The organism is Novosphingobium sp. YAF33 (genome assembly GCF_052113265.1).
Taxonomy (GTDB): Bacteria; Pseudomonadota; Alphaproteobacteria; order Sphingomonadales; family Sphingomonadaceae; genus Novosphingobium.
Map to the genome: position 1 here is coordinate 217,801 of NZ_JBFRCW010000007.1, position 16,246 is coordinate 234,046.

Below are 16,246 nucleotides of genomic sequence, written 5' to 3' on the forward strand. Positions count from 1 at the left end.
TCCCGCGCCGGAAACTGCAAAGGGAGTACCGAATGACATCCGAGATGAAGCGCCTGCTGCTGGCGTCCACCCTGCTGATGGGCTTGCCCACCGTGGCGCATGCCCAAGCCTCCGCCGATGCCGAGCCCGAAGGCGGCGCCATCGTCGTCACCGGCTCGCGCCTGTCCAATCCGAACCTGGAACAGGCCGCGCCGATCATGGCCGTTTCCGCCAAGGAAATCGCGCTGACCGGCCAGGTCAACGTCGAGAACATCCTCAAGGACCTGCCACAGATCCTGCCGGGCGCGACGGCCGCATCGAACAATCCGGGCGGCGGCGTCGCCACGGCCGACTTGCGCGGCCTGGGCGCCGCGCGCACGCTGGTGCTCGTCAACGGCCATCGCTACGTGTCCTATGACACCAACCAGATCGTCGACCTCAACACGATCCCGACCGCGCTGATCGAGCGCGTGGACGTGGTGACCGGCGGCAAGTCCGCGGTCTATGGCTCCGACGCCGTGACCGGCGTGGTGAACTTCATCACCAAGCAGGATTTCGAAGGCGTGCAGGCCAACGCCAACTACCGCCTGACCGGCAATGGCGACGGCGCCCAGTACAATGGCGGGCTTCTCGTCGGCAAGAACTTCGCCGAAGGCCGCGGCAATATCACGATCTACGGCGACTACATGCGCCGCAAGTCGATCCTGCAGTCCGCCCGCAGCTACACCTCGATCGCGCAGACCGATGACGGCGAAGGCGGCCTGACCGGCGGCGGTTCCAGCTCGATCCCGGCCGGCCGTATCGCGCTTGACGGCAGCAACTACAAGTTCGGCCAGGACGGCAGCACCTCTGCCTACACTTCGGCCGATGCCTATAACTACGCCTCGGAGAACTACCTCCAGGTCCCGCAGAAGCGCGCGCTCTTCTCGGCCCAGGCACACTTCGACGTCAGCGATCACCTGACGATCTACGGCGAAGGCCAGTACATCCACAACCGCGTGAAGAACCAGCTCGCGCCGACCCCGCTGACCGGCACGTTCTCGCTCGACACCGATTCCTCGTTCCTGTCGGCCGATACCCAGTCGCTGCTGGGCAGCTACGACACCGACGGCGACGGCTACACCTCGGCATCGGTCTATCGCCGCCTGTCCGAAGTGGGCAACCGCATCTCCAACCTCGACAGCAAGGCCTATCGCGGCCTGATCGGCGCGCGCGGCGAGATTTCGGGCGACTGGAGCTACGACGCCTACTTCAGCTATTCGCGCACGAAGCAGGTCGAGCACCAGTACGGCAACGTCTCGGCCAGCCGTGTCCAGCAGGCCCTGCGCACCACGTACGATACCGACGGCAATCTCGTCTGCTCGGACACCAGCAATGGCTGCGTCCCGCTGAACATCTTCGGCGCCGGCAACATCAGCCAGGAAGCGGCCGACTTCATCTCGATCGACACGGTGAATCGCTCGACCATCACCGAGAAGGTCGTCAGCGGCGCGATCACCAACAACAACCTGTTCGATCTCGGCGCCGGTCCGGCCGGCCTGGCGATCGGCGGCGAGTATCGCAGCGAGCACGGCAGCTTCGATCCCGACGAAGCCCTCGCTTCGGGTGACGTGATCGGCTTCAACGGTTCGGAACCGATTTCAGGCGGCTACAACGTCAAGGAACTCTTCGCCGAGTTCAACGTGCCCCTGATCGCCGACAAGCCCTTCATCGACCGCCTCGAATTCAACGGCGCCGCACGCTATTCGTACTATTCGACGGCGGCCAAGTCGGTCGGCACGTTCTCTGGCGGCCTCGTCTGGGCTCCGATCAAGGACGTCAGCCTGCGCGGCCAGTTCTCGCGCGCGGTGCGGGCACCCACGGTCAACGACCTCTACAGCGGCAACGCCCAGAACTTCGAGCAGGCCACCGACCCCTGCGCGACGACGGCAGCGCTCTCGAATGCCAACCTCAACGCCAGCTGCGTTTCGGCAGGCATTCCGGCGAACCTGATCGGCACCGAATACAACGGCGGCGATTCGCAGATCGACAGCTACAACGGCGGCAACACTTCGCTGCGTGAGGAAACGGCGAACACCTGGACCTTCGGCACGATGATCCAGCCCCGCTTCATCCCGGGCCTGTCGCTGACCGTCGATTACTACCACATCAAGATCGACAACTACATCACCGCCGCCGGCACCTCGAACATCATCTCGGCCTGCTACGGCACCGCCGCGAACGGCTGGACGCCTTACGACACCAGCTATTGCTCGATGCTGCCGCGTGACGCCAACAGCTACACGATCACCGGCGCGGCAGACAACCTGTCCAACTCGGGCGGCGTGAAGACCGACGGCATCGACTTCGACATGCAGTATGCGGTTCCGCTGGCATTCGGCGTGCACGATTCCAGCAAGCTGACCCTGCGCTTCAGCGGCACGCGCCTGATGAACTTCACGTTCAAGCCGATCGCCGCCCTGTCGGACCTCACCGTGGAATGCGCCGGCAAGTTCGGCCTGCTCTGCGGCAATGTCTACGCCAAGTGGCGCCTCAACGGCCGCGCGACCTGGTCGACCGAGGGCAAGACGCTCTCGCTCGCCTGGCGTCATCTCTCGCCGGTCAAGGATGACGACGGCTCGACCACTTACAGCGTCGAGCGGATCAAGGCCTACGACTACTTCGATCTCACCGCGCAGATCGACGTGGCCAAGCGCTTCACCTGGAATATCGGCATGAACAACATGTTCAACAGGAAGCCGCCGATCCTCGGCGACAACCAGGAACAGGCCAACACGTACCCGACGACGTATGACGTCTACGGCCGCACGTTCTTCACCGGCATCACGGTGGACTTCTAAGCGTCCAAGGACGGACAGGGGGCGATCACCCCTTGCCGCGCAAACAAAAAGGGGAGCCGGTGCAAACCGGCTCCCCTTTTTCAATTCAAGGTATCTTCCCCAACCTCGTCATTGCGAGGGCCGAAGGCCCGCGGCAATCCAGGGCCACCTCGCGCCGCCCTCGATCGCGCGGGCGCAGGCGTCACCAGCCCTGCTTCTCGCCCTTGTTCTGCTCGTCGAGCCACTTCTTCAGCGGCGCGAAGTAGTCGAGCATCGGCTTGGCACTCATCTGCGGGGTGCCGGTAAAGGCCTTGAGCGCTTCCGGCCAGGGCTTCGACATGCCCATTTCCAGCATCTTGTTCAGGTTCGCGCCGACCTTCTTGTCGCCGTAGAAGCTGCAACGGTGCAGCGGCCCTTTCCAGCCGGCCTGCTTGCACGCCGCCTGGTAGAACTGGAACTGCAGGATGCGGGCGAGGAAGTAGCGCGTGTAAGGCGTGTTGCCGGGAACATGGAACTTCGCGCCGGCATCGAAACCGTCGTCGCTGCGTGCGGCGGGCGGGGTAACGCCCTGGTAGTCCAGCCGCATCTTGGTCCAGGCCTTGTTGTAGTCGGCGGGCTGGATCGAACCGTCGAAGATGCCCCAGCGATAACGGTCGATCAGCAGGCCGAAGGGCAGGAAAGCCACTTTGTCCATCGCCTGGCGCAGCAGGAGCCCGATGTCCTTGTCGGCGCTGGGCACCTTGGCCTTGTCGAGCAGGCCGATCTGCACGAGGTACTGCGGCGTGATCGACAGCGCGATGAAATCACCGATGGCCTCGTGGAAGCCGTCGTTGGCGCCGTTGAGGTAGAGGAACGGCTGCTTGTTGTAGGCGCGCTGGTAGTAGTTGTGGCCGAGTTCGTGGTGGATAGTCACGAAGTCGGTCGAATCCACCTTGGTGCACATCTTGATGCGCACGTCGTCCTTGTTGTCCACGTCCCAGGCCGAGGCGTGGCAGATCACCTCGCGGTCGGCGGGCTTCACGATCATCGAGCGCTTCCAGAAGGTCTCGGGCAGCGCCGCAAAGCCGAGCGACGAGTAGAAGCCCTCACCCGCCTTGACCATGTCGATCGGCGTGCGCCCCTGCGCCTTCAGCAGATCGCCGATGTCGTAGCCGAGATCGCCGGCACCCTTCGGCGCGACCAGCGGATAGATCGTACCCCACTCCTGCGCCCACATGTTGCCCAGCAGGTCGGCGCGGATCGGTCCGGTCTTGGGCTGCACGGCATCGCCGTACTTCTCGTTCAGCTTATGGCGGACATACGTATGCAGCGCGAGATAGAGCGGCTTCACTTCTTCCCAAAGGCGCTGCGTTTCGGCGGAGAACTGCTCGGGGCTCATGTCGTAGCCCGAACGCCACATGGCACCGACGTCGGCATAGCCGAGTTCCTTGGCACCCTGGTTGGCGATGCCGACCATCTTGACGTAGTCGCCCTTCATCGGCTTGCCGACATTGTCGTGCCAGGTCGTCCACATCTCGGCGAACTCGGCAGGCGTGTGCGTGAGGTTGCCCATCTCCGCCTCGATATCCGAGCCGTTGATTTCCTTGCCGTCCAGCGTGCCGCGGCCCTTGCCGTAAGTGGAGGCAAGCCGCGTGCTGATCTCGCTCAACTGCGCCGCCGCGCCGGGCGTCGTCGGCGCCGGCAGGACGATGCCCTGGCGCAGGATGCCCAGCTTGCGCGAGACGTCGGCGTCGAGGCCGGGCAGCTTGGAAAACTTCGCGGCTTCCACGGCATAGGCGACCTGCTTCTCGGTCAGCAGCCCGTTGGACTGCGCCGCCAGGGCATCGGTGTCGTCAGTGAGATACGTGTAGTTCACCCAGTTGACGCGGGCATTGTCGACCGAGAAATCGAACAGGTCCTTCTCGGCGGCGGCAATGAACTGCGCGGCGCCTTGTGCGGTTTCCGGGTAAGCCGGCGCGTCCTCGGCAAAGGCGGGCGCCGCCACGCCGAACGACAGGCCGGCCGCGAGCGCGGCAAGCGCAGTGGATGCGAATTTCATGGGGTTTGCCTCATTTTTCTCTCTGATGGCGCGGGAGACTAGTCGCCCGCTGCGTCAGATCAACCGTCGAGGCAGAAAGGGAGGAGAATAAGCAGGGGAGACACCGATGCGTGCGTTCCCTCCTATATGCCTGTACACCTTCCCCCTTCCCTCACTTCGTCATTGCGAGCGTAGCGAAGCAATCCAGGGCAGTCCCGCGCCGCTCTGGATTGCCGCGTCGGCTTCGCCTCCTCGCAATGACGAGGTTCAATCGAGCAGAAACGCCGCCATAGCCCGCCCCATATCCTTGAACGTCACCGAGGACATGTGATTGCCCGGCGTCTCGACATACTCGCCTTGCGGCAGCGCCTCTGCCAGTTCCCGCGCGGAACCGTTGTCGTGGTCTTCCCCGCCGCAGACGCAGAGCGTGGGCATGGTGATCCGCGCGATCGCATCCGCCCCCGTATCGTCGACCGAACCCAGCAGCAGCCGCGCGGCAACGCGGTCGATCTTCATCGACTTCATGAAGGCCTGCGCGACGAAAGCCTTGTCGCCGCGCTCGATGGTGCCGAAACGGTCGATGGCATCCACGAAGTGCGCGCTGCGCCGTGCCCAGCCGGACAGGCCGGTCAGGCCCATGCCGCCCAGGATCAGCTTACGGGGAGCGAGCCCCGCCAGGACGCCGCGCACCGCCGTTCGCGCGCCGAGCGAGAAACCGCCGAGGTCGTAGTCGGCAAGGCCGAGCGCCGCTATCACCAGCTTCAGGTCCTCAACCAGCACGTCGGCGGGATAGGCCGCCGGGTCGTGCGGCGCGCCGCTCTGGCCGTGAGCGCGAAGGTCGGGCATGAAGACCTCGAACCCGGCATCGGCAAGGATCTTCGCGTTGCCGTACTTGATCCAGTTCACGTCGGCGCTGGAAAACAGGCCGTGGAGCAGCAGCAACGGCCGCGCGCCCGTGTCGCCCGTGACGTGCACGGCCAGATCGGTGCCTGCGTAACCTTCGATGACTTCCTTGCGCAGATCGCTCACTTAGGGAACCTCCAGTCCTGCCGCCTTCCAGCGCGAGGCGACGCTTTCCGTCTCCGCGCTGTAATGTCTCGGCAAGTCCTTGGTATCGAGCCACGCAGGATGCAAGCTTTCGCAGCCGGAATGCGTGGTCGGGCGGAAGAAACCGGGATCGTCGAAGCTGCCAAGTGTCAGGTCCATATTGCCGCTGCTCTCGATGAAGTCGAAGCCGAGCGGCGTTCCGCAGTGCGAACAGAACGGCCGGCGAGCGATGGCCGAGCTTTGATACCAGTCCGGTTCATGCCCCCAGGCGACACGGGCCTTCGCCACTTGCACGAACGCCGCCGCAAAGCCGCCCGTCGCCTTCTGGCAATAGCGGCAGTGGCAAAGATAGGCCTCGTCGTTCTCGACCTGGGCCTCGTAGCGAATGYGGCCGCACTGGCAGCCGCCGGTCATGGATCGGGTCATGGGCGCCAGACTAACCCGTCGAACACGCCCGCGCCATTGCCGTTGCAAACCGGGGCGTGATAGAGCGCTGCATGGAAACCACCGACGCGCAACCGGCAGGCGAAAACCCGCCGCTGAGCAGGCCGCAGCGACGCCTGCTGAAACGAATCTACAACAGCCGCACCGAGCCGATCGTTGCCGACGGCCTGCCGTTCCTCACCTACAAGGAAGCCTCGGGCTATCTCCTCACGCTGGAAGGCGAAGCGCGCGAGGCCGCCTATGCCGAGATGAAGGCCGGCGCGGCAAGATCGGACGAGACCGAGGGCTGACCCGTCGCCCCCGGGGAAGGCAGAATACTTGAGCTGCCAATAGAAAAAGGGCCTGCGAAGCGAATGCTCCGCAGGCCCTTTTTTTATCGATTCGGGCCGAAGCCCGCCGCGTCAGCCCTTCTTGAGGTGACGGCGGCCCAGCAGTTCGGCGATCTGCACCGCGTTGAGGGCGGCGCCCTTGCGCAAGTTGTCGGAGACGCACCACAGCGCCAGGCCGTTGTCCACGGTCGAGTCCTCGCGAACGCGGCTGATGTAGGTGGCGCCATCGCCCACGGCTTCCACCGGGGTGACGTATCCGCCGTCCTCGCGCTTGTCGACGAGCATCACGCCCGGCGCTTCACGCAGGATGTCCTGGGCTTCGATCGCCGAGATTTCTTCCTCGAACTCGATGTTGAGCGATTCCGAGTGGCCCACGAAGACCGGCACGCGCACGCACGTGGCCTGAACCTTGATCTTGGGATCGAGGATCTTCTTGGTTTCCACGACCATCTTCCATTCTTCCTTGGTCGAACCATCGTCCAGGAAAACGTCGATGTGCGGGATCACGTTGAAGGCGATCTGCTTGGTGAACTTCTTCGCCTCGACCTGGTCGCCCACGAAGATTGCGCGGCTCTGCTCGAACAGCTCGTCCATGCCTTCCTTGCCCGCGCCGGAAACCGACTGGTAGGTCGAGACGATGACGCGCTTGATCTTCGCCTTGTCGTGCAGCGGCTTCAGCGCCACCACCATCTGCGCGGTCGAGCAGTTGGGGTTGGCGATGATGTTGCGCGCCTTGTAGCCGTCGATCGCGTCCGGGTTCACTTCCGGCACCACCAGCGGAATGTCCGGCTCCATGCGGTAGAGCGACGAGTTGTCGATCACGACGCAGCCCTGCGCGGCAGCGCGCGGGGCGTGGATCGCGGTCGGGCCGGATCCGGCGGCGAAGAGAGCGATGTCCCAGCCGGTGAAATCGAAATGCTCGATGTTCTTTACTTTGAGCATTTTGCCGGTTTCGCCGAATTCAATCTCGGTCCCGGTCGAACGCGACGAAGCCACCGCTGCGATTTCGTCGCAGGGGAATTCGCGCTCGGCGAGGATGTTGAGCATTTCGCGGCCGACATTTCCGGTCGCGCCGACGACGGCAACCCGGTAACCCATTTCAAGATCCTTCTAGCAAAATCCTGCGGCAAGATGCGCGGCAGGAACGGGGGCCGTTACAGGGTGACTACGCTCCTGACAAGCGCCGTCACGCAAAAGACTTTCTTTCAGGCCCATCTGTTTAACCGAAAATTACCGCGGGACACCCTCTTCAGACATGAAAAGGATGTCCCGCAGCCTATCAGTGCGCGGTGGCAGACGGCGCCGGCGTTTGCGAAGGCGCTGCTGCCAGTTCGTCCGCCTCGGTCCACTCGATGGCCTCGAGCGGCTCGGTCAGCGCCCGGGCGAGCACTTCGTCGACATGCGCGACCGGAATGATGTCCAGCCCCTGTTTCACGTTCTCGGGGATCTCCGCCAGGTCCTTGCGGTTCTCCTCCGGGATCAGCACCGTGGTGATGCCGCCGCGCAGGGCGGCCAGGAGCTTTTCCTTGAGCCCGCCAATCGGCAGCACACGCCCGCGCAAAGTAACCTCGCCGGTCATGGCCACGTCCTTGCGAACCGGCACGCCGCTGAGCGTCGAGACGATCGAGGTCACCATGCCGATACCGGCCGAGGGACCATCCTTGGGCACCGCGCCTTCGGGCAGGTGGATGTGGATGTCCTTCTTCTGGATCGTCGAAGGCTTGATGCCGTAAGCGGGCGAGCGCGCCTTCACGAAGCTGAAGGCGGCCTGGATCGACTCGCTCATCACGTCGCCGAGCTTGCCGGTCGCCTTGATCTGGCCCTTGCCAGGCACGGTCACGCTTTCGATGGTCAGCAGTTCGCCGCCCACCTCGGTCCAGGCAAGGCCGGTGACGGCGCCCACCTGATGCTCTTCCTCGCCCACGCCGTGGCGGAACTTGCGCACGCCCGCGAAGTCGGAGAGATTTTCCGGCGTGATCGTGACTTCGCTCGCCTTGCCTTCCAGGATCTGGCGCAGCGACTTGCGCGCCAGCTTGGCGATCTCGCGCTCCAGCGTGCGGACGCCCGCCTCGCGGGTGTAGTAGCGGATCAGGTCGCGCAGGCCTTCCTGGGTCAGCGTGAACTCACCCTTCTTCAGCCCATGCGCCTCGACCTGCTTGCGCACGAGGTGACGCTCGGCGATCTCGACCTTCTCGTCCTCGGTATAGCCTTCGAGGCGGATGATCTCCATGCGGTCGAGCAGCGGCTGCGGCAGGTTCAGGCTGTTCGCGGTGCAGACGAACATCACGTCCGAAAGGTCGATGTCCAGTTCCAGGTAGTGGTCCTGGAACTTCGAGTTCTGCTCCGGATCCAGCACTTCGAGCAGCGCCGAGGCGGGATCGCCGCGGAAATCCTGGCCCAGCTTGTCGATCTCGTCGAGCAGGAAGAGCGGGTTCGACTTGCCGGCCTTCTTGAGGTTGGTGACGATCTTGCCCGGCAGCGAGCCGATGTACGTGCGACGGTGTCCCCGAATTTCGGCTTCGTCGCGCACGCCGCCCAGCGATTGGCGGATGAATTCGCGGCCGGTCGCCTTGGCGATCGACTTGCCCAGCGAGGTCTTGCCGACACCCGGCGGGCCGACGAGGCACAGGATCGGACCCTTCAGCTTGTTGGTACGCGCCTGCACGGCCAGGTACTCGACGATGCGATCCTTGACCTTGTCCAGCGCGTAGTGATCGGCGTCCAGGATTTCCTGCGCGGAGGAAATGTCACGCTTCAGCTTGCTCTTCTTGCCCCAGGGCAGGCCCAGGAGCACGTCGAGGTAATTGCGGATGACCGTGGCTTCGGCGCTCATCGGCTGCATCGAGCGCAGCTTCTTCAGCTCGCCCGTGGCCTTTTCACGCGCTTCCTTCGAGAGACGCGTGCTTTCGATGCGCTCCTGAAGCTCCTGAAGTTCGTTCGCTTCCTCGCCGTCGCCGCCGCCGAGTTCCGACTGGATCGCCTTCAGCTGCTCGTTGAGGTAATATTCGCGCTGGGTCTTTTCCATCTGCCGCTTCACGCGGCCACGGATCTTGCGCTCGACCTGCAGGACGCCGAGTTCGCCTTCCATGAAGGAGAAGACCATTTCCAGGCGCTTGAGCGGGTCCGGCTCGGACAGCACGGCCTGCTTATCGCCCACTTTGGCGGAAAGCTGCGCGGCGATGGTGTCGGCCAGCTTGGCCGCGTCCTCGATGTCACCGAGCTGGTCGCCGGCATCCTGCGAAAGCTTCTTGTTGAGCTTCGCATATTCGCCGAACTGCTCGACCACCGAACGCATCATCGCGGCGGTTTCGGTGCCGTCGGCTTCGACCTGCTCCACGCGCTCGACTTGCGCGACCAGCATCTCGCCCTCGGCGGACTGCTCGGAGCGCAGCGTTTCCAGCTTCGCGCGTTCCTGTCCTTCGACGAGGACGCGCACGGTGCCGTCCGGCAGCTTGAGCAGCTGGAGGACGCTGGCGATCACGCCGGTGTCGTAAAGATCGTCGCGGTCGGGATCGTCGCAACCGGGATCGAGCTGCGCGAGGAGGAAGATATCCTTTTCACCCGCCATCGCCGCTTCGAGCGCGGCCACCGATTTCTCGCGTCCGACGAAAAGCGGCACGACCATGCCGGGGAACACGACGATGTCGCGCAAGGGAAGCAGGGGAAGCAGGTTCAAGGTCATATCCATTTCAACACACACGCGGGTAGGCTGTGAGCCCCCCGGCCTTCGCGGGACGATATGGGGTCTCTGGCGCCTCACGCAATGGGATTGACGCCGAAAGACTGTGGAAGCGCTAACCGCACCACTTCACCCTTCCCTAGATCCCGGTTCATAGAAAACACCGGGCCCCTGATCCAATATAGCGTGATTCAGCCGGAGTTTCGTCAACCCTGGTGGAAATCGCGGTTCCTGCGCCTGCGCTCGCTCGCCTGTGGCGGCGTGGACCAGCGGGCGCAGGAAGGCATCGCATGGATCAGAACGGCATCTTGAAGCCGGGCGGCAGGCCCATGCCCTGCTGGGCCTTGGCCAGTTCCTCACCGGCGACCGAGTCCGCCTTGACGCGCGCGTCATTGTAGGCAGCGGCGATCAGGTCTTCGAGGATCTGCTTTTCACCCGGCTGCATCAGGCTGTCGTCGATCGACACGCCGATCACGCGGCCCTTGGCCGAGCAGCGGATCTTGACCAGTCCGCCGCCCGAAAGTCCTTCGACTTCCATCGCGTCCAGCTTGGTCTGCGCTTCGTCCATCTGCTTCTGGATGGTCTCGGCCGCCTGCTGGGCCGCCTTGAGCATCTCTTCCATCGACTTCATTTCAATGTCTCCAGTTCCGTCCGCCGCCGCCAACGGCAATCGGACGATCATCTTCGATAACTTCGGCTTGCGGGAAAGCGGCCTTGGCGGCCAGGATCAACGGATGCCGGTTCACGGCATCGCTTTCCGCGTTCTTCTTCGCCTCGGCCTGCTCCACCAGCGTGGGCGCGCCCTGCTCGCCGACCTTGTAGACCTCCCAGCGCTCGCCGGTGGCCTTGGTCAGGCAGGCGCGCAGGATGCCGGTGATGTCTTCGCTGAAGCCGGGCGGCTGCGAGAAGCGCAGCAGGCTGGCGCCCAGCTCGACTACCCGCACCTGCATGCGCATGGTATTAGCGCTGGAAAGCTCGCCCATATGCTCGACATCGTCGATCAGCTCTTCCCAGCGGCGCGCGATCATCTCCACACTGGGCGCCGGGGCAGGCGCGGCCGGGACGGGAGCGGCCTGTGCCATGCCCTCGCCCCCAGCGCCGCCTGTTTCCGGCGCACCGGAAGCGACAGGCACCGGCGCGGCAGCGGGGGCCCGCGCGGCCAGTTCTTCCAGCTTCTTCACCAGCGAGCCCGGGTCCGGCATGTCCGAGGCATGCAGGATCCGCAGCAGCGCCATTTGCGCGGCGACCAGCGGATCGGGCGCGGATTTCACTTCCTCGTGCCCCTTGAGCAGGAGCTGCCAGATGCGATGGACCTGCCCGGCCTTGAGCGACTTCGCCCAGCCCTCGATCGCCTCGCGCTCTTCGGCCGAATGGGCATCGTGCGCGCCGCCGGCGACTTGCGCCACGGCGATGCGGTGAACCAGTGTCATCAGCCCGCGCATGATCGCGATCGGCTCGACGCCCAGCGAGAACTGGCGCGCCACGAGTTCGAGCAGCTCGCCGCCCTTGCCGTCGAGAATCGCGGTGACGAGGCCGCGCTGCACGCTCTTGTCCGAAAGGCCGAGCATGTCGCGCACCTTCTCGGCCAGGACCTGCCCCTCGCCGTCGAGATCGGCATGGGCGATGGCCTGGTCGAGGATCGAGAGCCCGTCACGCACCGAACCTTCGGCGGCGGCGGCGACCATGGCCAGCGCCTCGTCCTCGGCTTCCACGCCCTCCAGGCCGCAGACCCGGGCGAAATGCGCGGCCAGCATCGGCGCCGGGATACGGCGCAAGTCGAAGCGCTGGCAGCGAGACAGCACCGTGACCGGCAGCTTGTCCACTTCGGTGGTCGCGAAAAGGAACTTCACGTGGGCCGGCGGTTCCTCAAGCGTCTTCAGCAAGGCATTGAAAGCGTTGCGGGAAAGCATGTGGACTTCGTCGATGATGTAGATCTTGTAGCGCGCCGAAACCGCGGCATAGCGCACGGCCTCGATGATCTCGCGCACGTCGTCGACACCCGTATGCGAGGCGGCATCCATCTCGATCACGTCGATATGGCGACCCTCGGCAATCGCCAGGCAGGGCTCGCACTGGCCGCAGGGATCGATGGTCGGGCCGCCCTGCCCGTCCGGGCCGATGCAGTTGAGCGCCTTTGCGATCAGCCGCGCGGTGGACGTTTTGCCCACCCCGCGCACGCCGGTCATCAGGAAGGCATGGGCCAGCCGGTCGCGCTTGATGGCGTTGGCCAGGGTCTGGACCATGGCTTCCTGACCGATCAGTTCGGCGAAAGTCTGCGGACGATACTTGCGCGCCAGCACCCGGTAGGGCTGCGCCGGAGCGGCCGCGGGCTTGCCGGATTCGGGCTTGGCCGGTTCCGCCTGGACCGGTTCGGCCTGGGCCGGCTCGGCTTTGGCGACAGGCTTGGACACCGCAGCCTCAGGCTTCGCTTCCGCCGGGGCCGGCGTCGATGCGACAGGCGCGGCATCAGGCCCGGATTCGGGCTCGCCGAACATCGACGCCTGACCGGCCTGTTCCAGCTCGGCCTGGGTCGGTGCGGGCGCCTCCTCCTCCTTGTCGTCCCAAGGGGGGGTATCGCCGAACATGTCGCGTGAATCGTCCATCGCGCGTAAACTAGGGACTGGGGACGGGAATGTCAGGGGAAAAGCAATTTGCTCCACAGCCCAGAGCCGAATGCCCCAACCGAAGCGCTGGGCATCGGCGGGTCCGGCAATCATGTTGCATGATGTGGGCTGAAGGAGCCGGGCGACCCGCCGCTATCCGTTGTGGCTGCTTCCTTCCGGACCTGACCAGGTTGGCGAACGCAAACGTCCACCCGACTCCCGGGCGGGCATATGGAGAGACGCGCCCGGTTTGTCCAGCCCGGATTGTCGGGCTTTTCAACAGGGGCTTCGTGCGGGCCATGACGGCGGCGAGCCGTGCCGACGCCATAACGGCAGCGGCCCGCGTATCCTTGCCGGAAACGCGGGCCGATTTGCTCAGAAACGTGCGCCGCAGCGCAGCGGATCAGCGGAAGTTGTCGGCGTAAGCCTGGATCTTGAGGCGGCGCGGCGGGGTGCTGTGCACTTCGGCCTCGATACCGTAGCGCGCGGCATAGGCCTTGGCCTCTTCCAGGTCCGGGAACCTCAGCGTGACCTGCTGCTGCATGTCGCCGGAACCGGCCCACCCCATCAGGGGATCGGGCTTCTTCGCTTCGGAAGGGGCGAACTCGAGGACCCACTGGTCCAGCAGTGCCTTGCCGGACTGCATGGCGTTCTTCGGGCGCTGATAGATGCGTGCACTCATGGCCGAGCGCTTTGCCTCCGAATCAGGGAGAGAATCAAGCGCAAATCACGTCTTCCCGAATGCTTCTCCTTTTGACCTCTCGAATGCGTTGCGCGTCTTGAGGCTGGGATCCTCGGTCCAGGGCGCGTCGGGCCAGCGATGTCGGGGATATCGTCCCTTCATGTCGCGCTGCACATCGCGCCAGGATCCGCGCCAGAATCCCGGCAAATCGCGGGTTGTCTGGATCGGACGGCCGGCAGGAGACGTCAGCTTGAGAAGGAGCGGCTGCGGCGGCTGGCCGAACGTGGGGTGGCGGTCGAGGCCGAACAGGGCCTGAACCCGCACTTCCACGCTTGGGCCGCCCTCGTCCTCGTAATCGATGGCATGCGTGCTTCCCGCCGGACTGCGGAACTCGGGAGGAGCCAGCTTCTCCAGCGCTTGCTGGTCGTCCCAGGCCAGGCGATTGCGCAGTGATTCGGCCAGAGCGCCCTTGTCGATCGCATCGAGCCGCCGTCCGAGCAGAGGCCCCAGCCATGCGTCGAGATCGGCCAGCAGGGCCTGCTCGGAAAGCGCCGCGATCCCCGCGTAGCGCGCCCGCCGCAGCAGCGAGAGCGTGCCCTTGCCGAAAGGCACGAGGTCGAGCCCCTTATCCCGCACCCGTTCGAGCAGGAACGCGGCGATGGCCACCGGATCGGGCGCCGGATCGGGGCCGCTGGCCAGCGTGATCGCGCCCAGCCGCCGTTCGAGCCGCGCCTCCACCCGCCCCTCGGCCTCGTTCCAGCGCAGGACGGAGCGGCGCTCGATCCGGTCGGTCAGGCCCTGCTCCACGTCCGTCGCCTCCAGCGATGCGCCGGACAGGATCCGCGCGCCTTTGGCCTGGCCTTGGGCGTCGCCGATCACCAGCCATTCGCGCGAGGCCAGCGGCGAGGCCGGGTCGAGCACGTAGCCCCTGCCCCCGGCGGAGAGCCAGTTCTCACCACTCGTATCGCGGCGGCGCGCAACCATGTCCGGCCGCCCCAGCGCCAGCAGAACGCCGGGAGTCACGTCCTGCCTTTCGTCCTCCCCCGCGATCAGCGCGCGGGCCCGGCGCGCCCAGCCCGCCGCAAGCTTGCGAGACGCTTCCGCCCGCGGCGAACGATCGCCATCCCAGCGCGAGAGGCGCTGCGCCAGATCCTCGCTGCGACCACCCAGCCCACGCTCCTGCAGCAGCAGGGCAAGCCGGGCCGCGACGGGGGCCGCGCCGCGCTCGGCGGCATGAAGGATCATCGCCGCCTGCGCGGGGTCCATGGGCAGTGCCGCAACCTTGCGGCCGAAAGCCGTGATCCGGTCGTCTCCGTCCAGCGCGCCAAGGGCGGCCAGTTGCCGCCGCGCGGCATCCAGAGCGGGCGGCGGCGGCGGATCGAGCCAGGCCATTGCCGCCGGATCGCCGGCACCCCATTGGGCCAGCGACAGGGTCAGCGGCGCCAGGTCGCTGGTGAGCATCTCCGGCGGATCGAATTCGGGACGCCCGGGATGTGCCGCCTCTTCCCACAGCCGGTAGGCCGTACCCGGCCCCTGTCGCGCCGCGCGGCCCGCGCGCTGGGCGGCGGAAGCGCGACTTGCGCGGTGAGTCGCCAGCCGGGTGACACCGGCGGCCTTGTCGAATTCAGCCCGGCGCGACAGGCCGCTGTCGACGACCACGGAAACGCCCTCGAGCGTCAGCGAAGTTTCTGCAATCGCCGTGGAAAGCACGATCCGGCGGCGTCCCTGCGAATCGCGGCGGATCGCCGCGCGCTGGGCTGCCGGCTCGCATTGGCCATGCAGAGGCAGGACGAGCGCGGCCGGCAGGCGTTCCGCCAGCCGCTCCGCCACCCGGTCGATGTCCCGCACGCCGGGGAGGAAGGCAAGAATGTCCCCCTCCTGCTCGCGCCATGCGGTGAGCACGGCGGACGTCATGGCATCTTCGATCCGCTGGTCGGGCGACCCGCCCAGCCAGCGGATCGCCAGCGGCCACGCCTTGCCCGCACTTTCGATCACCGGCGCATTTCCGCCCAGCAAGCGTGAAAAACGCGCGCCGTCGATCGTCGCCGACATGACGACGATGCGCAGATCCTCGCGCAGCACCTGGCTCGATTCGATGGCGAGTGCGAGGCCGAGGTCGCTGTCGAGATGCCGCTCGTGGGCCTCATCGAACAACACCGCAGAGACGCCGGACAGCTCCGGATCGGATACGATGGTGGCCACGAAAATCGCCTCGGTCATGACCACGACTCGCGTCCGGGCGGAGCGCTTCACATCGAGACGGGTGACGTAGCCGATCGTCTCCCCGGCCTTCTCGCCCAGTTGCTCGGCCATGCGCTCGGCCGCGGCACGGGCAGCCACGCGGCGCGGCGAAAGCAGGATCACCGTGCCCGTGCACCAGGGCTCCGCCAGCAGTGCCGGAGCCAGTGCGGTCGTCTTGCCGGCGCCCGGCGGCGCTATCAGCACAGCGTGAGGACCGTCACGCAATGCGGACAGGACTTCGGGCAATACGGCTTGGATGGGAAGGTCGCTCACGCACGACTCCTTAGTGCGCGTGGCGGGAGCGGGAAAGGCTCCAGCCTCGCTGGACCCGGATCCGAAACGGATGAAATTGTTGAAGACGTCTACTCTTCATCAAGGAATCATACCTAAGCAAAACTCTCAGGAG

11 protein-coding genes and 1 other RNA gene are annotated in these 16,246 nt (G+C 65.5%); 2 read left to right on the forward strand and 10 right to left on the reverse strand.

The window, feature by feature from the left end; translation table 11 throughout:
- Positions 1-32: 32 nt before the first annotated feature.
- Complete coding sequence (locus AB4Z00_RS16620; protein ID WP_442046632.1) at positions 33-2,819, forward strand: TonB-dependent receptor; 2,787 nt, start codon at positions 33-35, stop codon at positions 2,817-2,819.
- 181 nt (positions 2,820-3,000) lie between these two features.
- On the opposite strand, the gene AB4Z00_RS16625 is transcribed toward AB4Z00_RS16620, so the two are convergent.
- The 3 genes from AB4Z00_RS16625 to AB4Z00_RS16635 all read right to left on the reverse strand — a co-directional run bounded on the left by AB4Z00_RS16625 (position 3,001) and on the right by AB4Z00_RS16635 (position 6,288).
- Positions 3,001-4,836 carry a M2 family metallopeptidase gene (locus AB4Z00_RS16625; protein ID WP_442046633.1) on the reverse strand — a complete coding sequence of 612 codons (1,836 nt, stop codon included), beginning with the start codon at positions 4,834-4,836 and terminating at the stop codon, positions 3,001-3,003.
- Positions 4,837-5,082: 246 nt separating this feature from the next.
- Positions 5,083-5,844 carry an alpha/beta fold hydrolase gene (locus AB4Z00_RS16630; protein WP_442046634.1) on the reverse strand — a complete coding sequence of 254 codons (762 nt, stop codon included), beginning with the start codon at positions 5,842-5,844 and terminating at the stop codon, positions 5,083-5,085.
- Positions 5,845-6,288, reverse strand: a complete 444-nt coding sequence (locus AB4Z00_RS16635) for a GFA family protein (RefSeq protein WP_442046635.1) — start codon at positions 6,286-6,288, stop codon at positions 5,845-5,847. It abuts the gene before it with no gap.
- 71 nt (positions 6,289-6,359) lie between these two features.
- On the opposite strand from AB4Z00_RS16635, the gene AB4Z00_RS16640 reads away from it, so the two are divergent.
- Positions 6,360-6,596 carry a hypothetical protein gene (locus AB4Z00_RS16640; protein ID WP_442046636.1) on the forward strand — a complete coding sequence of 79 codons (237 nt, stop codon included), beginning with the start codon at positions 6,360-6,362 and terminating at the stop codon, positions 6,594-6,596.
- A gap of 111 nt (positions 6,597-6,707) precedes the next feature.
- On the opposite strand, the gene AB4Z00_RS16645 is transcribed toward AB4Z00_RS16640, so the two are convergent.
- The 7 genes from AB4Z00_RS16645 to hrpB all read right to left on the reverse strand — a co-directional run bounded on the left by AB4Z00_RS16645 (position 6,708) and on the right by hrpB (position 16,113).
- Positions 6,708-7,733, reverse strand: a complete 1,026-nt coding sequence (locus AB4Z00_RS16645; RefSeq protein ID WP_132263243.1) for an aspartate-semialdehyde dehydrogenase — start codon at positions 7,731-7,733, stop codon at positions 6,708-6,710.
- Between the two features lie 181 nt (positions 7,734-7,914).
- Positions 7,915-10,317: an endopeptidase La gene (gene lon / locus AB4Z00_RS16650; RefSeq protein ID WP_132263245.1), complete on the reverse strand. Its 2,403-nt coding sequence runs from the start codon at positions 10,315-10,317 to the stop codon at positions 7,915-7,917.
- A 292-nt stretch (positions 10,318-10,609) separates the two neighbouring features.
- A complete protein-coding gene (locus AB4Z00_RS16655; RefSeq protein WP_132263246.1) occupies positions 10,610-10,945 on the reverse strand; it encodes a YbaB/EbfC family nucleoid-associated protein in 336 nt (111 codons plus the stop codon).
- Between the two features lies 1 nt (position 10,946).
- Complete coding sequence (locus AB4Z00_RS16660) at positions 10,947-12,917, reverse strand: DNA polymerase III subunit gamma/tau (protein WP_442046637.1); 1,971 nt, start codon at positions 12,915-12,917, stop codon at positions 10,947-10,949.
- A 128-nt stretch (positions 12,918-13,045) separates the two neighbouring features.
- Positions 13,046-13,140, reverse strand: an RNA gene (gene ffs, locus AB4Z00_RS16665) — signal recognition particle sRNA small type.
- A 180-nt stretch (positions 13,141-13,320) separates the two neighbouring features.
- A complete protein-coding gene (locus AB4Z00_RS16670; protein ID WP_134093082.1) occupies positions 13,321-13,599 on the reverse strand; it encodes an ETC complex I subunit in 279 nt (92 codons plus the stop codon).
- A 45-nt stretch (positions 13,600-13,644) separates the two neighbouring features.
- Entirely contained in the window at positions 13,645-16,113 is a 2,469-nt protein-coding gene (gene hrpB, locus AB4Z00_RS16675; protein WP_442046638.1) for an ATP-dependent helicase HrpB, read from the reverse strand.
- Positions 16,114-16,246 lie beyond the last annotated feature (133 nt).

Bases quoted from the DNA above. Each gene is read 5' to 3' on its own strand.
- AB4Z00_RS16670 (WP_134093082.1), bottom strand. From the start codon at position 13,599: ATGAGTGCACGCATCTATCAGCGCCCGAAGAACGCCATGCAGTCCGGC.
- AB4Z00_RS16640 (WP_442046636.1), top strand. From the start codon at position 6,360: ATGGAAACCACCGACGCGCAACCGGCAGGCGAAAACCCGCCGCTGAGC.
- AB4Z00_RS16645 (WP_132263243.1), bottom strand. From the start codon at position 7,733: ATGGGTTACCGGGTTGCCGTCGTCGGCGCGACCGGAAATGTCGGCCGC.
- AB4Z00_RS16620 (WP_442046632.1), top strand. From the start codon at position 33: ATGACATCCGAGATGAAGCGCCTGCTGCTGGCGTCCACCCTGCTGATG.
- AB4Z00_RS16655 (WP_132263246.1), bottom strand. From the start codon at position 10,945: ATGAAGTCGATGGAAGAGATGCTCAAGGCGGCCCAGCAGGCGGCCGAG.
- AB4Z00_RS16660 (WP_442046637.1), bottom strand. From the start codon at position 12,917: ATGGACGATTCACGCGACATGTTCGGCGATACCCCCCCTTGGGACGAC.
- AB4Z00_RS16625 (WP_442046633.1), bottom strand. From the start codon at position 4,836: ATGAAATTCGCATCCACTGCGCTTGCCGCGCTCGCGGCCGGCCTGTCG.
- lon (WP_132263245.1), bottom strand. From the start codon at position 10,317: ATGACCTTGAACCTGCTTCCCCTGCTTCCCTTGCGCGACATCGTCGTG.